At 56.6% G+C, this 23,595-nt stretch carries 17 protein-coding genes and 1 pseudogene; 7 read left to right on the forward strand and 11 right to left on the reverse strand.

The features are described from left to right. The 7 genes from FW764_RS00740 to arnC are packed head-to-tail and all read right to left on the reverse strand — an operon-like array spanning position 1 to position 7,689. Positions 1 to 1,380: a UDP-glucose dehydrogenase family protein gene (locus tag FW764_RS00740; protein WP_446432284.1), complete on the reverse strand. Its 1,380-nt coding sequence runs from the start codon at positions 1,378 to 1,380 to the stop codon at positions 1 to 3. Continuing rightward, positions 1,377 to 1,790, reverse strand: a complete 414-nt coding sequence (gene arnF, locus FW764_RS00745; RefSeq protein WP_446432285.1) for a 4-amino-4-deoxy-L-arabinose-phosphoundecaprenol flippase subunit ArnF — start codon at positions 1,788 to 1,790, stop codon at positions 1,377 to 1,379. The genes FW764_RS00740 and arnF overlap by 4 nt, the downstream gene beginning before the upstream one ends. Further along, complete coding sequence (gene arnE, locus FW764_RS00750) at positions 1,787 to 2,134, reverse strand: 4-amino-4-deoxy-L-arabinose-phosphoundecaprenol flippase subunit ArnE (protein ID WP_446432286.1); 348 nt, start codon at positions 2,132 to 2,134, stop codon at positions 1,787 to 1,789. Before arnE ends, arnF begins: the two co-directional genes overlap by 4 nt. Beyond that, a complete protein-coding gene (arnT, locus tag FW764_RS00755) occupies positions 2,131 to 3,786 on the reverse strand; it encodes a lipid IV(A) 4-amino-4-deoxy-L-arabinosyltransferase (protein WP_446432287.1) in 1,656 nt (551 codons plus the stop codon). Before arnT ends, arnE begins: the two co-directional genes overlap by 4 nt. After that, entirely contained in the window at positions 3,783 to 4,667 is an 885-nt protein-coding gene (arnD, locus tag FW764_RS00760; RefSeq protein ID WP_446432288.1) for a 4-deoxy-4-formamido-L-arabinose-phosphoundecaprenol deformylase, read from the reverse strand. Before arnD ends, arnT begins: the two co-directional genes overlap by 4 nt. Beyond that, the gene (gene arnA / locus FW764_RS00765; protein WP_446432289.1) at positions 4,667 to 6,658 is read right to left on the reverse strand and encodes a bifunctional UDP-4-amino-4-deoxy-L-arabinose formyltransferase/UDP-glucuronic acid oxidase ArnA; all 1,992 of its coding nucleotides are present in this window, start codon (positions 6,656 to 6,658) and stop codon (positions 4,667 to 4,669) included. Before arnA ends, arnD begins: the two co-directional genes overlap by 1 nt. After that, the gene (gene arnC / locus FW764_RS00770; RefSeq protein WP_446432290.1) at positions 6,655 to 7,689 is read right to left on the reverse strand and encodes an undecaprenyl-phosphate 4-deoxy-4-formamido-L-arabinose transferase; all 1,035 of its coding nucleotides are present in this window, start codon (positions 7,687 to 7,689) and stop codon (positions 6,655 to 6,657) included. Before arnC ends, arnA begins: the two co-directional genes overlap by 4 nt. A 469-nt stretch (positions 7,690 to 8,158) precedes the next feature. Here arnC and FW764_RS00775 point away from each other — a divergent pair, with 469 nt between their 5' ends. The 5 genes from FW764_RS00775 to FW764_RS00795 all read left to right on the forward strand — a co-directional run bounded on the left by FW764_RS00775 (position 8,159) and on the right by FW764_RS00795 (position 13,686). Beyond that, positions 8,159 to 8,977 carry a M949_RS01915 family surface polysaccharide biosynthesis protein gene (locus tag FW764_RS00775; protein WP_446432291.1) on the forward strand — a complete coding sequence of 273 codons (819 nt, stop codon included), beginning with the start codon at positions 8,159 to 8,161 and terminating at the stop codon, positions 8,975 to 8,977. 109 nt (positions 8,978 to 9,086) lie between these two features. After that, positions 9,087 to 10,001 (forward strand): site-specific integrase, encoded by a 915-nt coding sequence (locus FW764_RS00780; protein WP_446432292.1) that lies wholly within the window; start codon positions 9,087 to 9,089, stop codon positions 9,999 to 10,001. A 361-nt stretch (positions 10,002 to 10,362) separates the two neighbouring features. Beyond that, the gene (gene rbsK / locus FW764_RS00785; protein WP_446432293.1) at positions 10,363 to 11,283 is read left to right on the forward strand and encodes a ribokinase; all 921 of its coding nucleotides are present in this window, start codon (positions 10,363 to 10,365) and stop codon (positions 11,281 to 11,283) included. A gap of 28 nt (positions 11,284 to 11,311) precedes the next feature. Continuing rightward, the gene (gene fucP, locus FW764_RS00790) at positions 11,312 to 12,643 is read left to right on the forward strand and encodes an L-fucose:H+ symporter permease (protein WP_446432294.1); all 1,332 of its coding nucleotides are present in this window, start codon (positions 11,312 to 11,314) and stop codon (positions 12,641 to 12,643) included. Continuing rightward, positions 12,640 to 13,686 carry an aldose 1-epimerase family protein gene (locus tag FW764_RS00795; RefSeq protein ID WP_446432295.1) on the forward strand — a complete coding sequence of 349 codons (1,047 nt, stop codon included), beginning with the start codon at positions 12,640 to 12,642 and terminating at the stop codon, positions 13,684 to 13,686. Before fucP ends, FW764_RS00795 begins: the two co-directional genes overlap by 4 nt. Here FW764_RS00795 and deoR read toward each other — a convergent pair. Then, positions 13,683 to 14,441, reverse strand: coding sequence for a DNA-binding transcriptional repressor DeoR (gene deoR, locus FW764_RS00800; protein WP_446432296.1), 759 nt, complete (start codon positions 14,439 to 14,441; stop codon positions 13,683 to 13,685). The genes FW764_RS00795 and deoR overlap by 4 nt on opposite strands. Positions 14,442 to 14,569: 128 nt before the next feature. Here deoR and deoC point away from each other — a divergent pair, with 128 nt between their 5' ends. Next, on the forward strand, positions 14,570 to 15,253 hold the full coding sequence (gene deoC / locus FW764_RS00805) for a deoxyribose-phosphate aldolase (protein WP_446432297.1): 684 nt from the start codon (positions 14,570 to 14,572) through the stop codon (positions 15,251 to 15,253). 179 nt (positions 15,254 to 15,432) lie between these two features. Continuing rightward, positions 15,433 to 15,861, forward strand: a complete 429-nt coding sequence (locus tag FW764_RS00810) for a hypothetical protein (protein WP_446432298.1) — start codon at positions 15,433 to 15,435, stop codon at positions 15,859 to 15,861. A 1,050-nt stretch (positions 15,862 to 16,911) separates the two neighbouring features. Here the strand turns inward: FW764_RS00810 and putA are convergent. The 3 genes and pseudogenes from putA to FW764_RS00825 all read right to left on the reverse strand — a co-directional run. After that, a pseudogene (putA, locus tag FW764_RS00815) lies at positions 16,912 to 20,727 on the reverse strand (trifunctional transcriptional regulator/proline dehydrogenase/L-glutamate gamma-semialdehyde dehydrogenase); the annotation flags it as partial. A 332-nt stretch (positions 20,728 to 21,059) separates the two neighbouring features. Beyond that, positions 21,060 to 21,980, reverse strand: a complete 921-nt coding sequence (lhpI, locus tag FW764_RS00820) for a bifunctional Delta(1)-pyrroline-2-carboxylate/Delta(1)-piperideine-2-carboxylate reductase (protein WP_446432299.1) — start codon at positions 21,978 to 21,980, stop codon at positions 21,060 to 21,062. A gap of 120 nt (positions 21,981 to 22,100) precedes the next feature. After that, entirely contained in the window at positions 22,101 to 23,549 is a 1,449-nt protein-coding gene (locus tag FW764_RS00825; RefSeq protein ID WP_446432300.1) for a short-chain fatty acid transporter, read from the reverse strand. Positions 23,550 to 23,595 lie beyond the last annotated feature (46 nt).

Here is a 23,595-nt window from a genome sequence, read left to right on the forward strand (position 1 = left end):
TCAGGCTTCCTTGACCTGCTGTACCCAGTTTTGCTGAGGGATCGGCAGTTCGCAGGAGTCGCCTCGGCCCATTGGGAAGTATTTGAAGCCTTTGCGTGCCAGGCGCTCGCCGTCGTAAAGGTTGCGACCGTCAAAAATCACCGGGTTTTTCAGGCGATCGAGGATCAGGTCGAAATCCGGTGCCTTGAACTGCTGCCATTCAGTGCAGACGATCAACGCATCGGCGCCGCTCAAGGCCGATTCCGGCGTGCCCAGCAGCGTCAGACGCGACTCGTCGCCATAGATGCGCTGTGTTTCCTGCATGGCTTCGGGGTCGAACGCACGTACATTGGCGCCGGCGGCCCACAAGGCTTCCATCAGCACTCGGCTGGGTGCATCGCGCATGTCATCGGTGTTGGGCTTGAAGGCCAGGCCCCACAAGGCGAACGTCTTACCCTGCAGATTGCCTTTGAAGTAAGCGTTGATGCGCTCGAACAGCTTGCTCTTCTGACGCTGGTTGATGGCTTCCACGGCTTCCAGCAGGTCGCTGGAGCAGTTGGCCTGCTTGGCGCTGTGGATCAAGGCGCGCATGTCTTTGGGGAAGCACGAGCCGCCGTAGCCGCAACCGGGGTAGATAAAGTGGTAGCCGATGCGCGAGTCGGCGCCGATGCCCAGGCGCACGGCTTCGATGTCGGCGCCCAGGTGCTCGGCCAGTTCGGCGATCTGGTTGATAAAGCTGATCTTGGTGGCCAGCATGCAGTTGGCGGCGTACTTGGTCAGTTCGGCGCTGCGCAGGTCCATGAAGATGATGCGGTCGTGGTTGCGGTTGAACGGCGCGTACAGATCGCGCATCACTTCACGCACTTCTTCACGCTCGCAGCCAATGATGATCCGGTCCGGGCGACGGCAGTCGGCCACGGCCGAGCCTTCCTTGAGGAATTCCGGGTTGGAGACGATATCGAACTCCAAGTGCCGACCGGCCGTACGCAGGTTTTTTTCGATGTGCGCACGCAAGGTGTCGCCGGTGCCTACCGGTACGGTGGATTTTTCCACCAGGATCACCGGCTCCACACGGTGGCGGGACACCGCATCACCTACCGACAGCACATATTTCAGGTCGGCCGAGCCATCTTCATCCGACGGCGTGCCCACGGCGATAAACAACACTTCACCGTGTTCTACGGCGAGCTTTTCATCAAAGGTAAAGTGCAGGCGTCCGCTTTCCAGGTTTTCCTTGACCATGGCCGCCAGACCCGGCTCAAAGATGGTCACATGGCCTTTCTGCAGGGATTCGACCTTGTTCTTGTCCACGTCCATGCAGATCACATCGTGACCAACTTCGGCCAATACGGTGGCCTGTACCAGACCGACGTAACCGCTACCAAATACACTGATTTTCATGGGGCATTCCTGGGGCTTGTAACGCTAGCACGACGAGAGTTAATAACCAGAACACCGAGGATGACCAACGCCACCCCCAGGCTTTTTGAAAGGGAAAAATCTTCGTGGAACACCGGCAGGCTGGCGGCCAACAGGTAGACCAACGCATAGCTGATGCTGAGCAGAGAATAGGCGCGGCCCAGCGGCAAGTGCTTGAGTGCGCCAAGCCAGCAGAGCATCGACAGCGCATAGGCGATGATCGCCAGGATCACCACGCCCAAGGCGCCGAGGTCAATGGCATTGCTGTTGAGCGCGTTCAGCCATTCGGCAGGCAGCGGCAGGCGCGTCATGCTCCAGCGCATGCCCAACTGGGCGGCGCTGACCAGGCCGACGCTGCCCAGGGCCAAGGCAAACCCTTGAACCCGGCTCATACGTGACGCCCCAGCAACACCACACCGCCGATGACCAGTGCCACACCCAGCCAGTGACGGCCATCGATGTGTTCATGAAAGACAAACCGCGCCATCAAGGTGACCAGTACAAAATTCAGGCTGAGCATGGGGTAGGCGATGCCCACTTCCAGGCGCTGCAACACCAGCAGCCAGACCAGCAAACCCAGGCCCAGGCACACCAGCGCCGACCACAGCCAAGGCGAACGCAGTTTTGGCGCCCAACCGTGCGGCTGGTCGCGCCAGCTTTCCACAGCAAACTTCTGCGAGACCTGGCCCATGCACGTGAGCAGGCAGGCGCTTAATAAAAGAACCAGCGTGATCATGGCGCGGCCTGTGGGAAGATCAGGATGACCAGATTGCCTTGCTCGTAACGCGTGCCGTCTTGGGGCAGCAGGTTCACTTCAGCGACTTCATCGTCGCCCTTGACCCGCATGACCACGCCGACCGCCCCTTGCTTACGCGCATCACTCATCCATTGCTGGACCTGAGTGGTGTCGATCTTGCGGTGGGCAGTGTCTGCGTAGGCAATGCCGTATTTCACTTCGCCGACGGTGTTGTAGAGCGCGACATCCGGGCGGCCCAGGCGCCAGGACAGTGCCGACGCAGCGCCAAGGTCATTGCTGAGCAAGGCCGTGGTCGATTGCAGTTCGTGCTGATGGTCGATAATGAACTGATCCGGCGTTTTGTTATAAACCACCGAATGCGGCAAGGCGGCCGGCACGAGCAGCACCAGAAGCCCGCTGCCGATCAACGGAGCAGCCCACAGTGCCAGCGGGCGTGCCGCTTGCAGCAGGTTGACGACGATCCAGCCGAACAAGAACGTAAAGACCAGTACCAGGCTGAGGGTTTCCTCGCCGTGTTCGTACACCGGCTTCTTCAATTGAAACCAGCTAAGCGCCAGCAAAGCCAGCACGCCGATACCCAAGTTCAACCAGCCGTTGATGCGCAAGGCGCGGCCATGGCCTTGAGCAAGCTTGTCGCTGAGGGTCGAGCCCATTAGCAAGGCCAATGGCAGCAGGCAGGGCATGATATAGGACGGCAGCTTGCCTTTGGCGAGGCTGAAGAAGGCCAGGGGCATCAACAGCCACAACAGCAGGAACGCGGTTTTGGGTAGGTGCTTTTCCAGCCATGCCTGTTTGACCGTGGACGGCAGCAGGGCAATCCACGGCAGCGAGAACGCGACCATCAGTGGCAGGTAATACCAGAACGGCTCGGCATGCTGGGCATCGTCACCGGCAAAGCGTTGGATATGCTCATGCCAGAAGAAGAAGCTCCAGTAGTCCGGTTCTTGCAGGTGCACGGCCAACGCCCAGGGCAGGCTGACGATAATGGCGACGACTACGGCGACCACACCGTACCCGAGCAGCTCACGAAAGCGTTTCTGCCAGATCGCATAGGGCAGGGCGATCAACACCGGCAGCAACCAAGCCAAAAAACCCTTGGTCATAAAGCCCATGCCACACGCAAACCCCAGCAAGGCCCAGGACCACAGGCGGCCCCGGCGCGTGGTGCTGTCGAAGCAGAACCACAGCGCAACGCCGGTCAGGTTGACCCAGAAGGTGAATTGCGGGTCCAGGTTGGCATAGCCGCCGAGCAACGCCACGCTGACAAAGCTCATGTACAGCACGGTGCTGACCAGGCTTTTTTGCGGATCGTTCCACAGCCGGCGCGACACCAGGTACACCAGCAGGATGCTCAGCCCGGTGCTCAAGGCTGAGGCAAAACGCACGCCAAACAGGTTCTGTCCGAAGATCGCCTGGCCCAGCGCGATCATCCAGTAACCGGCAGCCGGTTTTTCGAAGTAGCGAATGCCCATGAAGTGCGGCGAGGCCCACTTGCCGGTCAGCAGCATTTCCTGGCTGATCTGCGCGTAACGGGTTTCATCCGGGATCCACAGGCCGTGGGTGGCCAGCGGTAACAGGTAAAACGCGCCAAACGCCAACAGGAGCAGGGGCAATGCCCAGCGCCGGATCATGCCTGCTGCACTCCGAGCCAACCCTCGCGGCCGCTGAGTGCGCCGCGCACCAGCTGTTGCTGGGGCAGGCTGGTCACATCCGCAGGCAACAGGTCGCCCAGAGGGTTGAAGTCGATGCCACGCTGCCCGGCCTGGGCGAGCAACTGGCGAAAATCATCAGCCATCAGAATCCCTTCTACTTCTGCGTGGATCGTGTACACATTCAGCTTCGACGCGCTGAAGCGGTCAAGAATGAAGCTGTTGAAGTCTTTGGCAGCCACTACCGGCCCGACGACTTCGTCGAAGGTCGGCAGGTCTACCGGAATTTGTGGGGTGCCTGCGCTGCCATCGGCCAGGGTTGGACGAAACAGGCTGGTGCCCCGGCAATCACTGTTGTAGCGAAAGTTGAAACCTTGCTTGGCTTGCACCACGCGCTCATCGGCACGCCAACCAGCGGCCGCTGAGCAGTCGATGCGCTCACCGAGAATGTCGCTCAAGGTGTCGACGCCACGACGGATCTGCTCGACCAGCTGTGCATCGCTCCAGCGCCCGGTGTTGGCCTGCCAGCCGTGGTGGTCCCACGCATGCAGGCCGACTTCATGGCCGGCATCCTTGACCTGGCGCATCAAATACCCCAGGTCACGGCCAATCGGCTTGCCCGGCCAGGCGGTGCCGGCCAGCAAGATATCCCAGCCATACAGCCCGGCAGCATTGGAACGCAGCATCTTCCACAGAAATTGCGGGCGGATGAGGCGCCACAAATGGCGCCCCATGTTGTCCGGCCCAACGCTGAAGAAGAACGTCGCTTTAACCGAGGCTTCATCCAGGGATTCGAGCAACCGCGGCACGCCTTCACGGGTGCCACGGTAGGTGTCGACGTCGATGCGAAGGCCTGCCTGCATTACTTTTTATCCGCGATTTCAAGCATGGCTTCACGCAGGAAGAAATCCAGGGTGTTGCCGATGGTTTCGCTCATCTCAACGGTAGGCTCCCAGTTCAGCAGGCGCTTGGCGTTTTCGATGCTTGGCTTGCGGTGTGCCACGTCCTGGTAACCGGTGCCGTAGAACGCCTTGCTTTCGACGTCGCGGAAACCGGCGAACGGTGGGAAGTTGCTGCGCAGCGGGTGAGCTTCGAACTGACGCAGCAATTCTTCGCCCAGTTGACGGATGCTGGCTTCGTTTTCCGGGTTGCCGATGTTGATGATCTGGCCGTTGCAGACATCGTTGTCGTTATCAATGATGCGTGCCAGGGCTTCGATGCCGTCGGCGATGTCAGTGAAGCAGCGCTTCTGCTCGCCACCGTCGAACAAGCGGATCGGCGTGCCTTCCACCAGGTTAAGGATCAGCTGGGTGATCGCACGGGAGCTGCCGATACGGGCCGAGTCCAGGCGGTCAAGGCGTGGGCCCATCCAGTTGAATGGGCGGAACAGGGTGAAGTTCAGGCCTTTGTCGCCGTAAGCCCAGATCACACGGTCCAGCAGCTGCTTGGAGACCGAGTAGATCCAGCGCTGCTTGTTGACCGGGCCGACCACCAGGTTAGAGGTGTCTTCGTCGAAGTACTGGTCCTGGCACATGCCATAGACTTCGGAGGTCGACGGGAAGATCACGCGTTTGTTGTATTTGACGCAGTAGCGAACCAGTTTCAGGTTCTCTTCAAAGTCCAGCTCGAACACGCGCAGCGGGTTACGGGTGTATTCGATTGGCGTGGCGATAGCCACCAGCGGCAGGACCACGTCGCACTTCTTGATGTGGTACTCGATCCACTCGGAGTGAATGCTGATATCGCCTTCCACATAGTGGAAGTTAGGGTGGCTGCGCAGGCGCTCGATGGCGTCGGAGCCGATATCCAGGCCGTAGATTTCGTAACGGTCGTCACGCAGCAGGCGCTCGGACAGGTGGTTACCGATAAAACCGTTCACACCCAGGATCAGTACGCGGGTACGCCGTGGCTTACGGCCGGACTCGGCGCCGCGCAGTACGGAACCGTCCACCAGGCCCAGCTCGTCGGCCAGGGAAGGGCCGGCCAGGTACAGGCCATTGGCGTTGCGCTGGCCGAACTTGACCACCAGGGAGTCTTCACCGCAGGCGATGCGCAGCGGGTTGACGCTGATCACGCGGCCAGGTGCCATGCCTTCGTTGCCCTTGACCACTTCGGCTTGCCAAACAATCAGTTTGTGCTCGCCAACAGCGCAGAAGGCGCCCGGGTAAGGTTGAGTCACGGCGCGAACCAGGTTGAACAGTTCCTCAGCCGGTTTTTTCCAATCCAGCTTGCCATCAGCCGCAGTACGGCGGCCGAAGTAGGTGGCTTGGCTTTCGTCCTGGGCGGTCTCGGGCAGCTTGCCTTGAGCCAGTTGCGGCAGGGCGTCACGCAGCAGGCTGGTGGCCGCGTCGCGCAGTTTGGCGTGCAGGGTCAGGCCAGTGTCAGTGCGGTCGATCACGACTTTTTGCTGGGCCAGGATTGCGCCGGCATCGGCACGCTTGACCATACGGTGCAGGGTCACGCCGGTCTCGGTTTCGCCGTTGACCAGCACCCAGTTGGCCGGTGCGCGGCCACGGTATTTGGGCAGCAAGGAGCCGTGCAGGTTGAACGCGCCTTTTTTGGCGGTGGCCAGCAGGGCCTCGCTCAGCAGATTGCGGTAGTAGAACGAGAAGATGTAGTCGGGGTTGAGCTTGGCAATGCGCTCGATCCACAGGGGGTGGTTGGCGTCTTCAGGTGCATGCACCGGGATGCCGTTGCGAGCGCACAGTTGCGCGACGGAGCCGTAGAAATTGTTTTCCTTGGGGTCGTCGGCATGGGTGAACACGGCAGCAATGTCGTAGCCAGCGGTCAGCAGGGCTTCAATGCCTGCACAGCCAATGTCGTGGTAAGCGAAGACAACAGCTTTTGAATTCATGACGAAACCTGATCGGAAGGAGAGGTAGAGGTATGGGAGGACACCAGGCCGTCAACGACGACCACTGGAGCCGGTGCTGCCGGTTGGTTGCGCAGCACTTTTTCAATAAAGAACCGTGGACGGGCGCGCACGTCACTGTACATGCGCCCCAGGTATTCACCCAAGAGGCCCATGCCGATGAATTGGCCACCGGTGAATACGAACAATACGGCAAATAGCACAAACGTGCCGTCGCCGGCCCAGGTAGCACCGAAGGCCAGGCGCATGACGACCAAGGCAAAAGCGAACAACATACCCAACGCTGCCAGGCTGAAGCCAACAATGCTCAGCAGGCGCAATGGCGTGGTGGTCATGCAGGTCAGCAGGTCGAACATCAGGCTGATCAGGCGCATCGGGCTGTATTTGGACTCGCCGTGTTCACGCTCGGCGTGATGCACCAGGATCTCGGTCGTGTGGCGGGCAAAGCCGTTCGCCAGGATCGGAATGAAGGTGCTGCGCTCGCGGCAGGCAAGCATGGCGTCGACGATGGTGCGCCGATAAGCGCGCAGCATGCAGCCGTAGTCGCTCATGGCCACGCCGGTGGAACGCTGCACGGCCAGGTTGATCAGGCGCGAAGGCCAGCGGCGGAAGGCCGAGTCCTGGCGATTGTTACGTACGGTGGCAACCACGTCGTAACCCAGGGCGGCTTGTTCGACCAGACGCGGGATTTCTTCCGGCGGGTTCTGCAGGTCGGCGTCGAGGGTAATCACCACCTCGCCTCGGCACTGCTCAAAGCCGGCCATGATCGCCGCATGCTGGCCGTAGTTCCGGTTGAGAATCACCGCCACCACGTTGCTGCCGTCTTGCGCGGCGGCGTCTTCCAGCAATTGGGCGGAATTGTCGCGACTACCATCATCGACCAGGATGATTTCGTATTCGTAGGCCAGTTGCTTGCAGGCTGCCGTCGTGCGACGCAGCAATTCAGGCAGGCTCTCTTGTTCGTTGTAGACCGGGATGACGATCGACACGCAATGAATAGGGTAGGGTTTCAAAGATTCATGACCTCGGGGCTAGAGCGGTTGGAGCGTGAAAACAGCAGTCACCAGCGGCTGAATGTTCAGATCACTGATTAAATATAGCGTGGGCTTGCGGTAATCATTCGAGCTTCCTGAGACGAGCAATATTTTCTTCCATGGCTAGCAGAGTAAAGACGAAAAACGTGAAAGGTAAAACGTAATCAACAGGTTAGTTGAAGAATGCGCGGTTTGTTCTCAAGTCCTGGCGCCAAGATTAAGCGCAAAAATGTTGAACGAATATGAAAGGCAGATGAAAAACTCGTTTATTTGACAGGTAGACAGCTAGGGTTCAGCTAAGTGACTGATGCGCCTAGGGATACCTTGAGCGGGTAAAATGCAGGCGTTTTTTGCAGCCTGCAGCGCTTCGCCTGGTCTATTCAACAATCTTCTCTGCATTGCCGCTCAAGTGCCGGTAAAGTAAGCCATCTCTTGCCAGGGTACTCGGATGAATAGCGTGCAGCTTTTACGCGGCCAGTTGCGGCCCGCGTTGATGGGATTGTTGATGGCTGTGGCCTGCGTTACGACCGTACGGGCCGATGATGCGGTCGCGCTCACCCGTGTCGACCAGGTGCCGGAAGGCGTTGAAGTGCGTGGTAAACCGGTCGCGGTGTACACCTGGGACGACCGGCAGGGCAAGAATCTCTTGGTGCTTGCCGAGCAGGTCAGCGAGCGTGAAGACGACGGTACCCAGTCGGCATTTGTTTACGCGGCCCAGTATCTGTTGGAGGGCAACCATCCCAAGCGCATGTGGATGCTTTACGACGATGTGCAGCATTGCCAATTCGACGCGGCGTTGCGTTTTGACATGGCCGCGACCAAAGTCACCGACCTGACCGGCGATGGCATTACCCAGGCTACCGTGGGTTATTCGCGCACGTGCACCAGCGATGTCAGCCCCAACGAATTCAAGTTGATCATGCATGTCGGCAAGTCACAAAAGTACCGCCTGCGCGGTGTTGATCGCGTCGGCGCGAGCTGGTGGGACGAGGAAGCGGGCGCGTTGCGTGGCATGCCGTTGCCCAAGGATTGCAGTGTTGCGGCGCAGCAGGCGCTGGTCAGCCAGTACAAGGAGCAAGGCACCGAGTTGCCCCTGCCGGGCTGCTATGGTGATGAAAAGGACTTTGCCAAGGCCCCGGACAGCTACCTGGCATTCATGCGTCAGCATTGGTTTGCGTTGATGCAGAAGCAGGACGCCGAGTGGAGCCAATCCCAGACCCAGCCCCAGCCCGAGGAACCGACCGGGGATGATGAGTCTGCCCCGTGATTTTTGTACCAGGGCCGGCCCTGCGGTAGACTAGGTCTTCGCCAATTCACTAAATACCTCTATTAAACAATGGCTTGCTAGAGGTATTTAATCCAAAGGCTGATCTACCTTGACTGAGTCTATCCGTAACCCGCTGACCCTTTACCTCACCCGCCTGGCGCCCTCCAGCCAACTGACCATGCGCTACGTGCTGCAAGACGCCGCCGACCGCCTGGGCTTCGAAGACATCAACCTCGATGACATCGAGTGGCACCTCCTGCAGCCCGAACACGTGATTGCCCTGGTCGCCGCTTTGCGCGAAGACGGTTATGCGCCGAACACTTCATCGCTGTATGTGAATGCGGTGCGCGGGGTGATGAACGAAGCCTGGCGCATGAGCCTGATCAGCCAGGACCACTTGTTCAAGATCCGCTCGGTCAAGGCCGCCCCTGGCACACGCCTGGGTCAGGGCCGCAACCTGCGACGTACTCTGATCCGCGAAATGATGGAAGTCTGCGCTGCCGACCCGCGCCCACAGGGCCTGCGGGATGCGGCGCTCATCGGTATTCTGTATGGCTCGGGCATGCGCAAGTCGGAGTCGGTCAACCTCGACCTGGCGCAGATCAACGTTCAAGAGCGCAGTTTGCGCGTGACCGGCAAGGGCAATAAGGAGTTGATCAAGTACGCTCCGGCCTGGGCGTTTGAAAAGCTCACGGCCTGGCTGGAGTTTCGCCGGGAACAACTCAAGGAAGGCGAACAAGACGATGCGTTCCTGTTCAATCGCATACGCCGGGGCAGCCATATCACCCGTGAACGCATCACCAAACACGCGATTTACTACATTGCTCGCCAGCGCGGCGAACAGGTGGGTGTGAAGATCATGCCGCATGACTTTCGGCGTTCGTTCATCACCCGGGTGATCGAAGAACATGACCTGTCGATTGCGCAAAAACTGGCGCACCACACCAATATTCAGACCACCGCCAGCTATGACGTGCGCGACGACAATGAGCGGCGGCGGGCGGTGGAGCGGTTTGATTTGTAACTTTAGCCAGGGCGCAGAGGAAAATGTGAGAGGGGCTTGCTGTGGCGAGGGAGCTTGCTGCGGCTCGAGTACGCAGCACTCGCCCGCTTTTAGAGGCGCTTCGCACCCCACGGGGAATGACCAAGCGAGCATAGATCGGCGACTTACGACCGAATACATCGCTCGACGTAGGGGGACACAAGGTGGCGTTTACATAGGCACTACGTTTTTGCACCCGTACCTTGTCGCGACGGCTCACTGCCATCAACCATTGATCTCTCAGCGCAAGAAAAAGATTGAATATTCACACCTAGTGTTATTTAAATAACAAAAAAAGAGCGCCACTGCCTGCCTGGTCGTGCCGCAACAAGGTGGAATAGCAATGAGCAAGATCGCAGTCATCGGCAGCAATATGGTGGATCTGATTACCTACATCGACCGCATGCCGGGCCAGGGCGAAACCCTGGAAGCGCCGGACTTTGCCTTGGGTTGCGGCGGCAAAGGCGCCAACCAGGCGGTGGCGGCAGCCAAGCTTGGGGCCGATGTATTGATGTTGAGCAAAATCGGCGACGACATGTTTGCCGACAACACCCTGGCCAACTTCCAACGCTTTGGTATCGACACCCGTTATGTGCAGCGCGTACCCGGCGTCTCCAGCGGCGTAGCGCCGATTTTTGTGCGGGGTGACTCCCACAACAGCATCTTGATCGTTAAAGGCGCCAATGCGCACTTATTGCCGGCAGATATCGACGCGGCGGCGGCTGACCTGCTTGAGTGCGCGCTGATCGTGCTGCAACTGGAGATCAACCTGGAGACGGTCTACTGCGCCATCGAATTTGCGCACCGGCATGGTATTGCAGTGCTGCTCAACCCGGCTCCAGCTCTGGCCGGGCTGAGTGCCGAGCATTTGGCGAAATTGGATTTTCTGATCCCTAACGAGTCCGAACTGGCGTTGATCACAGGCCTTGCCGTTGACTCGCCGGACTCGGCCCGCAGCGCCGCCCGCACCCTGGCGGCCAGCGGCATCCGCCATGTGATCGTCACCCTCGGCGAGCACGGCGCGTTGTACGTAGGAGAGGAGGGCGAGTTTCAAGTGCCGGGCCAGCGGGTTGACGCCCGCGACACCACCGGCGCCGGTGACGCCTTTATCGGTTGCTTCATTCAGCAGTGGAACCGCGACGGCAACATTCGCCAGGCCATGGAGCAGGCCGTGGCGTATTCCGCGTGCTCAGTGACAGCGCGGGGTACGCAGACCTCCTACCCCGACAGCGAAGCATTCGCCCGCTTCCAGCAACAGCACTAAGCCCTTCAATTCAGCCCGGAGAACAATAATGAACAAACCTGCGCTGCAACAGACACCCGATGGTTTCTACCTGAATCGTACGCCCTGGTTCGCCTTTATCCTGCTGTGCAGCATCTTCGCATTGTGGGCCGCGGCGGCGAGCATGAATGACGTGCTGATCGCCCATTTCAAGAAAGCGTTTTTGCTCAGCGATTTCCAGACCGCCTTTGTGCAGTCAGCGTTTTACCTGGGCTACTTTTTTGTGGCGATCCCGGCCGCGATGGTGGTACGTCGCTTTAGCTACAAGAGCACGATCCTGATCGGCCTGTCGCTGTACATGCTGGGTTGCCTGCTGTTTTTCCCGGCGGCGTCCACCGCCAAGTACGGCATGTTTCTGCTGGCGCTGTTTGTGATTGCCGCTGGCCTGTCGTTCCTGGAAACCGCGTGCAACACCTACTCGACGCTGATGGGGCCACGGGAAACCGGTACGCGGCGCCTGAATATCTCGCAGACTTTTCACCCCTTCGGGGCGATGGCCGGGGTGTACGTGGGCAGCTTCGTGATGTTCAAGGACACCGACGCCACCACTGAACAACTCAAGCAGATGAGCGTTTCCGAGGCCGCTGTGCAGCAGTTGCAAATGATCCAGTCCACGCTGCTGCCCTACAAGTGGATGATCGCTGTGCTGGTGTTGATGTTTATCCTGATCGCCATTACCCGGTTTCCCGCCTGCAAGGGCAACAAACCTGCCGGCAGCAAGCCGAGCAGTATTCGTCAGAGCCTGGGGCGGTTGTGGCGAAACCCGCGCTTTACCTTTGGCGTACTCGCGCAGTTCCTGTATGTGGGCGCGCAGGTCGGCGTGTGGAGTTTTACCATTCGCCTGGCCATGCAAATGGGCGGCATGAATGAGCGCAGTGCTTCATGGTTTCTACTGACCACCTTTGCCGCTTATTTTGTCGGCAAGTTGATTGCCAATTTGCTGATGCGACGCGTGCACCCGGCTAAGGTTTTGGTGATCTACGGGGCGCTGTGCATCGTGCTGTTGGCCTATACGATTCTGGTGCCGAATATTTCGGCGGTATATGCAGCGGTGGGTGTGAGCATTTTCCTCGGCCCGTGCTGGCCGACCATTTACGGCCTGACCATCGATGGCCTGGGTGAAGACACCGGCGTCGGCGGTTCATTGCTGGTAATGAGCATTGTCGGTGGCGGGGTGATTCCGATCTTCCAGGGCCTGTTGTCCGACGCCAACGGGGGCAACATGCAGTTGGCCTACAGCGTACCGTTGCTGTGCTTTATCGTGATCGTGATGTATGCGGTCAAATGCCTACGCCAATCAGAAACGTTGCCCTGCGGTGCGACAGCGGCGGTGGCCTCATGAACACGCGTGTCCCACTGTACCCTGCGGTATTTGGCGAGCAGGAAAAGACCCTTTTGCAGTCTGAGGATTTCAAGGTCAGTGCCTGGACCTACCCATCCGGCGTACTCGCCGTGAGCCTGGAGAACAGCCGTGGACGTTTGGTCGTGTTGCCTTATCAAGGGCAGATGATCTGGTCGGCAGTGTTTGAAGGCTGCGACCTGACCATGCGCAACCTGTTCGAACAACCCAGGCCGTGCCCGACGATCATCGACACCTACGGCTGCTTCATGTTTCACAGTGGCCTGCTGCGCAACGGCTGCCCGGCGCCAGATGACACCCATGCCTTGCACGGCGAAATGCCCTGCGCGCCGATGGACACGGCCTGGCTGGAACTGGGCGAAGGTTTTGTGCGCCTGGGCGGGTCGTATCACTATGCAAAGGGCTTTGGCGATCGTTACCGAGCGTGCCCGAGCGTGACCCTGCGCGCCGATTCGGCCTTGTTCGATGTCGACATGCACGTGACAAACCTGGCCGGCAAGCCCATGGACCTGATGTACAGGGCCCACATGAATTACGCCTATGTGGCCGGTGCCCGGTTTGTCGAGCCGCTCGGCATGCAACGGCTGCGCCTGCGTACCAGCGTGCCGGACCACGTCAAGCCGACGCCCGACTGGAGTGCCTACATGGCGCAACTGGTCGAGCATCCAGAACAGTTGGCGTGCCTTGAGCGGCCCGCGTTGTACGACCCTGAAATCGTGTTCTTCTTCGACAACGTCGCTACAGACGCCACGGGCCACGCGCATTTCCTGCTGGATCATCCCGATGGCGCAGCGTTCTACACGCGTTATCGGCCCGAGCAATTTGAGCACGCCGCACGCTGGATCCTGCACACACCGGATCAGCAAGTGGCGGCGTTCGTGCTGCCATCAACCTGCGAACCCGAAGGCTATAACGCGGAGAAAGCCAAAGGTCACGTGCGCTCGTTGGCGGCCGGGGCCAGCGCTTCGTTCTGCGTGACCACCGGTTACTTGAGCGCGCAGGAGCGGCGCACGTTGCTGGGTTAAACCAGCAATTGCGCGCCGCTGGCCTGGATGAGCTCTTTGTAGACGCGGGGGATTTTCTTGTCGCTGACCACGTAGTGAAAATCTTGCAGGGTAGCGAAGTGAGCGGTGCGCACCGTGTCGAACTTGCTGAAGTCGGCGAGCAACACTCGCTGCTGGGTCTGGCGCAGGACCTTTTGCTTGACCTCGACCTCATTGAAATTGAAGCAGGTCACGCCGAATTCCTGGCTGACGCCCGCGGCGGTCACGAAAGCCCACGTCAGGCGCACGCTGTCGAGAATGCTGCTTTCGGCGTTGCTTTCAAACACTTGGTTCTTACGGTGAAAGGTGCCGCCGCACAATACGATGTGACAATTGGGTTTGTTCTGCAGCTTGAGCAGCACGTTCAACGAACTGCACACAGCAGTGAATTCCAGCTCATCAGGGATGAAATCAATCACAAAGGGCGAGGTGGTGCCGCAGTCGAAGAACACCGTGTCACCGGGTTGTACCAGCCGGGCGGCGAGTTTGCCGATGCGGCGTTTTTCCTCGACGTGGCGCGTGTCCTGGTCGGCTACCCGGTAATCGCTGGCCTCAGTGCCGACCCGTGTGATGTAGCCGCCTAGCAGACGCAGATGGTCGCTGAAGTGATTGAGATCACGGCGCAGGGTCATCTCGGAAACGTCCAGCAGCGCAGCCATTTCCTTCAGGTGAATAGCACTCTGATCCTGTAAAGCTTGTTGAATAAGCTTGAGTCGCTCGGCTTTTTTACTGTCCACGCGTATTCCAGGGCTTGATTGTTTATGTTAGATAAGTAACATTTAATGATGTTATTGTAACGCGTTAATGTGGGCACTGTGACAAGCGCACCACGATCATTGGCAACATACAGGCAAGGGCACGTTAAATGAATACACTTCAACCCGCAGCATTGGCCAAGTACATCGATCACACCTTGCTGGCGCCCGACGCCTCCCGTGAGCAGATTCGCATTCTGTGCGAGGAAGCCATGGCGCATGGCTTCTATTCGGTGTGCCTGAACTCCGGGCAAGTGCCTTACGCCGCCTCCTGCCTGAGCGACAAGACCGTGGTTATTTGTGCGGTGGTGGGCTTCCCACTGGGTGCCGGCCTGAGCGACACCAAGGCCTTTGAAGCCGAACGGGCGATTGCCGCAGGGGCAGGGGAGATCGACATGGTGCTCAACATCGGTTGGCTGAAGGATGGCCTGCTGGAGGCCGTGCGCGAAGACATCTCCGTCGTCCATAAAGCCTGCGGCGCAGTGCCGTTGAAGGTCATCCTGGAAACCTGCCTGCTCAGCGATGAACAGAAAGTCCAAGCATGTGAAATCTGCCGTGAGCTGGGGGTGGCATTCGTCAAAACCTCCACGGGGTTCAGCAAACGTGGCGCTACAGCTGAAGACGTTGCACTGATGCGCAAAACCGTAGGCACTGCGGTTGGGGTCAAGGCGTCTGGTGGCGTGCGTGATTATCCGACGGCAGTGAAAATGATTGAAGCCGGAGCGACACGTTTGGGCAGCAGTTCGGGGATTGCGATTGTGGCCGGGGTGATGACGGCCGCCAGTGGTTATTGATACGGCTTATTATAACTATACTAAATAGACATTTAGTATAGTTATAATATACGGATATATGATAAGGGCAGGGCTAGCCTATCTTTGACCCTTTATCTAGGTACATGCGCGGCGGGCATCATAAAGGGGCGGCCACTATGCGAGGAAGGTTTACGCCAGGTCTTTGGGGAGCGTGTCTCGTGATCAGTGCTGCGGCGCTGGCGGATGAACTACCGCGTAGCGAGCAAATAAAGGCATTGCACGCTGCTGGATTTAACCAAGAGGCGTCGGAGTGCGAAATCGAGGAAACAGGTAACTACACGCCGGTCACCATCGAGCGGGTTGAGGACTTCAACGGTGACAGTCGGCCGGATGCGTTGATTACCGAAGGCAGCAGTTCCTGTTATGGGCAGGCAGGTACTGGGTTTTATCTGGTCAGTCAGCAACCTGACGGCGACTGGAAGCTAATGCTCAAAGAAAGCGGGCTTGCTGAGTTTCTCGCCAGCCAAGGCACTGATGGTTGGCCTGACGTCGAGGTCAGCGGCCCGGGCTTTTGTTTTCCAGTGATGCGTTACGATGGCCAACGTTATCGCGCTCACCATCGGGTTGGTGAGCGGTGTGCTGACTAGCTGTAAAAGTCCGATAACCCAAGGTCCAGTGGCTGGTTATTGTTACGCAAAAGAACACCCCAGCGTTCGTGAAAGCCTTGGGTTTTTTTCGTGTTCGGAACGCGCAATCCATCAGAGGTTTGCCTGTTGAAATCTGACGAGCACTGCTGCCGATTACGTAACATCATATTACGCATAATGTATATTATGTTAAACGAGATGCTATGTCCGATATGTTCATAAGCCACGTAAGTCACTGATTCGACCAATTCGTAAATGAGACATTTAGTGCTGCCTGAGGCAATCGCGATATAAAGAGACGTTGCTTCGAAAAGCGCTTAACAGATTGATTTTACTGGGCATTACGAAAAATGTAGTGCAGGCCTCACCAACTGTTGCAACGTAATTATGAGACTACCGTGTAGCCGGCAGTTGGCCTGTAAGCCTTTATTTGCGAGGGTTTCAGCCTATTGCTCAGAGTCTATCAATCAATCGTGAGACAACGTCGCGTATCCACGGATGCAGTACCTGGGTAATCAGCTCCACTGAGTTGCAGGTTGGGCAAATAGAACCACATCCCGCACCGGCCCCCAGCCCGCCCCATCCAAATGGGCCCCCAGCATCCCAACAGCCCTGAGCCCATCTTGACCACACTTGAGCGCCCTGCTCCTCTCAGCTACGGCACCCAAACCGGCAGTTTCGAGTTACCAGGTTTGTCGATGATGATCGCTAAGTGTTAGCACTGATGGAATTTTGACCCAAGTTACCGGACTCGATTGACCCACCCTAATGCACTCTAAGCGATTGCCTTGCTTGATATCGCAGAGGCTGCAGACAGATCATTCAAAATCAGCCACCTGGGTCAAAATCGTATCGGCACCAACATTAAGTAATCGATCCGCCGAGAGAACGCGTCCACTAATGTGCGACCTGACATTTCAATCACCATAACCTAGGACAGGGAATTCTATTTTTATTCTGGACTTGCTTTGTGCCGCTATCCAAATTTAAGTTCTCCGATTAAGAAATCGCTAAGGAATCTCCAATAGAAGCCCCCTTATCGATCCGGCCTCAACCGATGGTCATCAAACTGGCATTACCACCCGCAGCAGCTGTGTTGACACTCACAGAACGTTCAATCAGTAATCGTTCCAGCGCAATATCAGTTTCTCCTTTGGATTGTCCGTGCACACTGATAATCGCCCCACTTCGTTGAGCAACCGTTCGGCAAATTTCACGAAGTTCATTTGAATCGCCATGGTGCAATACTGCATCGAATTTCACATCGTGAATCTTCCAGTCTGTGACCGTAAGAATTCTCGCCTGAACCGAAGGAGGCAATCGACTAATAAGCGCACGACTTTTAGCGTTGGCGACTATCAAGGCACGACTACCAACCGCCAATACCGCAGCCAATTGGATCAGGAGATCGTCCTCAATCTCAGCCAGGCACAGAATTTGTTCGCGCGGAAGCAAAATATAGCTATTGCGCTCACCGGTTGGGCCCATCAGCACTCGGGTAACGCCACTTTGAGATTGCTGTGTAAAGTGAACACACAGCCCGACCAAGCTTAACCTTTTATTGTCTGCGGCCCATTTTTTCAATTCATCGATCGGCGCAGAATCAAATGAACGTTCGGATACATTCGTCTTGCAAAACGAGCTGTTGCGTTGAAATGAACTCGAAATTGCATTGACTGGACGTGCCGAGAGAAGGCGGTACAGGTACAGCGGGCCACCAGCTTTTGGCCCCGTTCCTGAGAGCCCCTCTCCACCAAACGGCTGCACACCAACAACTGCGCCGACAACGTTGCGGTTCACGTAGATGTTCCCCACGTGGGCGTTGTCTAAGACCTTGGCGATAGTCTCATCAATACGCGTATGAACGCCTAATGTTAACCCATAGCCACAATTGTTGATTTGATCCACTAAGCGATCCAGATCCTTACGCGCGTACCGAACAACGTGTAAGACTGGCCCGAAAATCTCTCGCTCCAGCTCCTCGATACTTTGCAGTTCAATCAGCGTCGGTATGACATAAGTCCCACGTCGAGTTTCTTCGGTGTTTGCGATTGCGATCTGATAAACATTTCGCCCTTTGCTGCGCATCGATTGAATGTGTTTTTCAATGCCCGCTTTGGCGCCGCTATCGATGACGGGCCCGATATCAACGCTCAACCGATCTGGGTTGCCAAGGCGGTACTCAGCCATTGCCCCCTTGAGCATTTCGATAACGTCGTCAGCGGAGTCCTCTTGCAAGCACAGGACTCGCAGTGCTGAACAACGTTGACCCGCGCTGTCGAAAGCAGAAGTGATGACATCGAAAACCACCTGCTCCGTCAACGCGGACGAGTCGACAATCATCGCATTTTGTCCGCCAGTTTCCGCGATCAGGGGCACTGGCCGACCTCGCTCATCAAGACGCCCGGCCAGGGTCTCTTGCAAGGAGCGAGCTACCTCGGTGGAACCCGTGAACATCACACCTTTCACGCGCTCATCCGCGATCATTGCTGAACCTAGAATGCGTCCACTTCCTGGTAGTAATTGCAACGCCGACTTAGGTACACCTGCCTCCAGAAGCAATCGTACGGCTTGGGCCGCGATCAGTGATGTTTGTGCAGCAGGTTTGGCCAACACCGGATTACCCGCCGCGAGCGCCGCCGCTACCTGGCCTGTAAAAATCGCCAGCGGGAAGTTCCAGGGGCTGATACAAACGACTGGGCCCAAGGGTAGGTAGGTGTCGTTGTTGAAATCATTGCGTGCCTGTACGGCGTAATACCTGAGGAAGTCCGCCGCTTCTCGCACCTCTGAAATGGCATTTGCAAAGGTCTTTCCAGCCTCGCGCACCAACAGTCCTATCAGTGGCTGGGTCTGAGCCTCCATAAACGTTGCAGCTCGCTCCAGAATGGCCGCGCGCTCACTGAGCGGTGTCGACAGCCAAACGGGAACTGCGCGCACCGCGCACTCCAATGCGTTGCTGACATCTTCAAGATCTGCGTGCTGAACATGGCCTACAACATCACGCAGGTTGGACGGGTTACGCACCTCCTCCGTTTTGCCGTCACTGGCTGAACAGCCCAGCATGGGGGCAGCGAACCATTCAGCACGCGTGGTGCTAACCAGCGCATCCGCCAGAGCCGCCAGGCGATGCTCGTTCGCGAGATCGATGCCCGCCGAGTTTGGTCGTTCGACACCATACAGATCACGTGGCAAGGGGATGCGAGGATGAGGTAAACCCAAGGCACCCTCTTTCAGCGCAAGGCTTTCGATCTTTCTGACCGGGTCGGCGACCAGCTCCTTGATTGACACTGACTTGTCAGCAATCAAATTGACGAAAGATGTATTCGCCCCGTTCTCCAACAGCCTGCGAACCAGGTAGGCAAGCAATGTCTGGTGAGTGCCCACGGGAGCGTAAATTCGGCAAGGGCGATTCAGTTCCCCATCGCTCACCTTGCCCACGACCTGCTGGTAAAGTGACTCCCCCATTCCGTGAAGACATTGAAACTCGTATTGGCCAGGGTAATAATTGTCGCCCGCAATATAGTAGATGGCCGACAACGTATGCGCGTTATGCGTGGCAAACTGAGGGTAGATCGCCTCAGGGGCAGATAACAGTTTGCGCGCACAGGCTATGTAGGAAACATCGGTGTACACCTTACGGGTATAAACCGGATAGTCCTCCAATCCTTCGACTTGGGCACGCTTGATTTCACTGTCCCAATACGCTCCCTTTACTAAACGAATCATGAGGCGGTGGTGGCTGCGCTCAGCCAAGTCAATCACGTAGTCAATCACGTAAGGGCAGCGTTTTTGGTAAGCCTGGATCACAAACCCAATACCGTTCCAACCTGCCAGTTGCGGCTCAAAGCACAAGCGCTCCAACAGATCCAACGACAGTTCGAGCCGATCGGATTCTTCAGCATCGATGTTGAGGCCAATATCGTATTGCTTGGCGAGCAACGTCAGCGACAGCAGACGGGGATAAAGTTCATCGATGACCCGACCATACTGCGCACGGCTGTAACGTGGATGCAGTGCAGAAAGCTTGATCGAAATTCCGGGGCCTTGATAAATACCACGGTTGCTTGAGGCCTTACCGATTGCATGGATTGCTTGCTCGTAGGACACCAGGTATCTCTGCGCGTCGTGTTCGCTCAGTGCCGCTTCGCCCAGCATGTCGTAAGAGTAACGAAAACCTTCCTCCTCTAGACGATTGGCATTACTCAATGCCTGCGCAATCGACTCCCCTGTGACGAACTGCTCCCCCATCATGCGCATGGCCATATCCACGCTCTTGCGGATCAGGGGTTCTCCCCCTTTACTGATGATCCGACGAAGCAGCGAGGTGAGCCCTGCTTCGCTATTAGTCGATACCAATTTTCCCGTGAGCAATAAGCCCCAGGTAGCGGCATTAACAAACATCGACGGACTGTTACCCAAGTGAGGCCCCCAGTCGCCAGAGCTGATCTTGTCGCGAATAAGTGCATCGCGGGTACCCTTATCAGGAATCCGCAACAGCGCTTCGGCCAGGCACATCAGTGCTACGCCCTCTTGGGAGGACAAAGAGAACTCCTGCAGAAGTCCCTGAACGAGACCCGCACGCCCCCCTGCATTTTTTTGGTTCCGAAGCTTTTCTGCGATGGACGCCGCCAGCGCGCAGGTTGAGGTTGCCATTTTTTCCGGAAGGCGGGCTTGCTCCAACAGCATAGGCACGACTTCCGTTTCTGGACGACGATAAGCCGCCGTGATGGCTGCCCGCATAACGGACTGCGGAAGAATGCTTGCAGCAAACTCAGCAAATGGCTCATGCAGGTCATTGGGCATGATGTTTCCTGGTTCGCCAGTCTCTTTACCGACCATCTCGTTCAAATAGTTCAACGTCGTGCCCTCCGCAATATTGCTAGGAACTTTAAAAAATTATGTATCGCAAGCGAGTGTGGTCTGAGGTCAAACAGCCCTACGGCTAACTAAACACAGCCGCGATTAGAATCTCCGACGCTCAGGCAATTGGCGATACCATCTGGTTGATTACCCAGTAGTAATGCGCAGATGCCGAGGGCCATTAAAACCACTTAACTAAGAGATAAAAGTAACTCTTTAAACTCGATCACTGACGGTTTCAGAAAACAGAGCTTACGACTCCAGTTAATATATTCGTCGATATAGGGGCTCGAATGAATTAACTGGAGGGACTTGACCACAACCCAATCAGCTAATTACTAGACGCCCAATTTAACGCGTGCTACGCGGCAGGCAGCTAAATCCCATGCGCCTGTACCCACGCTTTTGAAGACTATTGGACGAGTCAGGTCGGGTTTATCGGTGAAGGCCGAAGCCAAGGATCGAGTTTGAGTCCAATCAACGCCGGCTTGAATCAGGTCGCCGGCCTCATGCTTCGCCCCTGCTGGATCATCGATATAAATATCACTGCTGAACAACGTATTTTTTCCGATTTCAGCCATTTCTGGTTTGAACGCTCCAACGCCCACTACAAGCCTTCCTACTTGTCCAGATTGGTTGTAGACAGGCACTGTGCTAGTGGTCAACGTGATGATCACGTCGACTGTCTCTGGCACCTCTTCATCAACACACGGATGTAAATTAGGGTGTACCCCTCGGTTGTTTGTGCAGAATTGTTGAGCGTCAGCTGCGTTGATTCCTCGCATCCAAACTTTACTTTCTGGGTACAGCGCCTGTATCGCCTGCAAGTGATAGGTAGCCTGCGTCCCTGTGCCGATGATGAGAATTTCTTTTGGCAGCGCTGACTTGAATGTGCGGATGACCAACATGGTCACTGCCGCCGTGCGACGCCCCGTGACTTCGGGCCCATCCAGAATGAACAGCGGGCTCCCCGTTTCTGCGTCATACACCGAAACATGACCGTGAATCGTTGGAATATTGATATCCCGATTCTTCGGTTGTACGTTCACCAATTTATGAATCGCCAGATCTTCAGAGACTGCGGGCATGCTCAGCATGACTCCCCCTAAAGCCATAGGCACAACCATACGCTCCGGGCTGGTAATCTGGCCCTGGGTATATTCCTGCGACGCTTGTTCAATTGCATCTGTCAGTTGAGCGAAATCCAGCAGCGCAGCGGTTTCTGCCTTGTCACAAATGATGTAATTTTTATCGGTCATGTCGTTCTCCGTTCATAAATTTGCCGATACGCACCCAACAGTAGCGGCTCGTAATGCAGACGAAAGCAGTTCAGATGCTGTTATCAAAACAGCATCAAAACCCTTTACCTGGACAAATGTTTATTTCCCCGGAATTACCGGCGCAATGTATTGAAAGGTACTAGCGAAGAACCACAACAAAAACAATACGAGCGGTAAATGCACTAGTAATTGCGTGAATGTAAAGCCAACAATATCTCGGGCACGTAATCCGAGAACACCTAGTAGGGGCAACATCCAAAATGGGTTAATCAAATTGGGAAGAGCTTCGGCGGCATTGTAAATCTGCACCGACCAACCAAGATTGACCTTCAGCTCATTTGCCGCCTGCAACACATAAGGTGCTTCGATCAGCCACTTGCCGCCACCCGATGGAATGAAAAACCCTAAAATGGCTGAGTAGAGACCCATGACCGCTGAAAAAGTATCGTATGAAGCGACCGAAACAAATCCTGACGCCAACACATGAGAAAGCGTTTGGCCATCTACGTTGGCCGCTTTCGTCATGATGTAGGCAATGCCCCCATAGAGTGGGAATTGAATCAGTACTCCTGCTACCGAAGGTACGGCTTTGGCAAAGGCACGGATAAAACGGATTGGCCGCCAGCACAGAAGCATACCCAGCGTCAGAAACAGAAAGTTATACGTATTGAGGTTTGATATCGCGAGCACTGGAGCTTTAGTGGTGAATTCACTGTAAAGCCAGAGCGAGCTAAGCAAGACCACCAGAACCGTCATCACCGGCGAGTATTCGAGCCATTCACCAGGACGCTGGGGTTTACTGACCACCAAATTGATTTCAGTCAGATCGACACCCAAATCAGCGGCGGTTTTAACTCGATTTCCAGTAGGTGTAGAGAAATAGGCGATTGCGACGGAGACCACAATCAGAATCGCTGTCATCAACATCGATTGCCAAGAAAAAATCGTTTCCGAAAACGGAATGACTCCACTGATTTCAATGAGGCCTGTCGGCAAGCTCGCTGGGTTTGCCATCAGTTGAGCAGCGGACGAACTCAGACCCAAGGCCCACGTGGCGCCCATACCCAAGTAAGCGGCGGCCCCGGCTGCACGGTAATCTAGATGCAAGTCGTTGCGTCGGGCCATGGCCTTGGCCAATAAGCCACTCAGGATCAAGCTGATCGCCCAATTGAACAACGACGTACCCAAGCTCACACATGCCACGAGTACCACGGCACCTCGTGCAGTGCGAGGCATGCGCGCCAAGGAGTCGATCAACCGTGAAGCGAGCGGTGAGACCGCGACGATGTAACCCGAAATAGCTACCAGAGCCATTTGCATCGTGAACGGAATCAGCGTCCAGTAGCCATCGCCAAATCCACGAGCGACCTGTACCAAGGGAACGCCCATGGACATCGCAGCCAATGTCACGACGATTACGGCAAGCGCTGCAAAAATATAGGCTTCGGGGAACCATTTTTCCGACCAATTACTGACCGAAATGGCAATACGCTCTAAGCGGCCCGAAGTGCTCTTATACCCAACATTACTCAATCGTTCAGTGTTCATGCTAGTACTCCTTGCATGCTCAACTGGAGTTGGCTTTTTGAAATGT

The sequence above is a fragment of the Pseudomonas sp. 1152_12 genome (assembly GCF_052850675.1).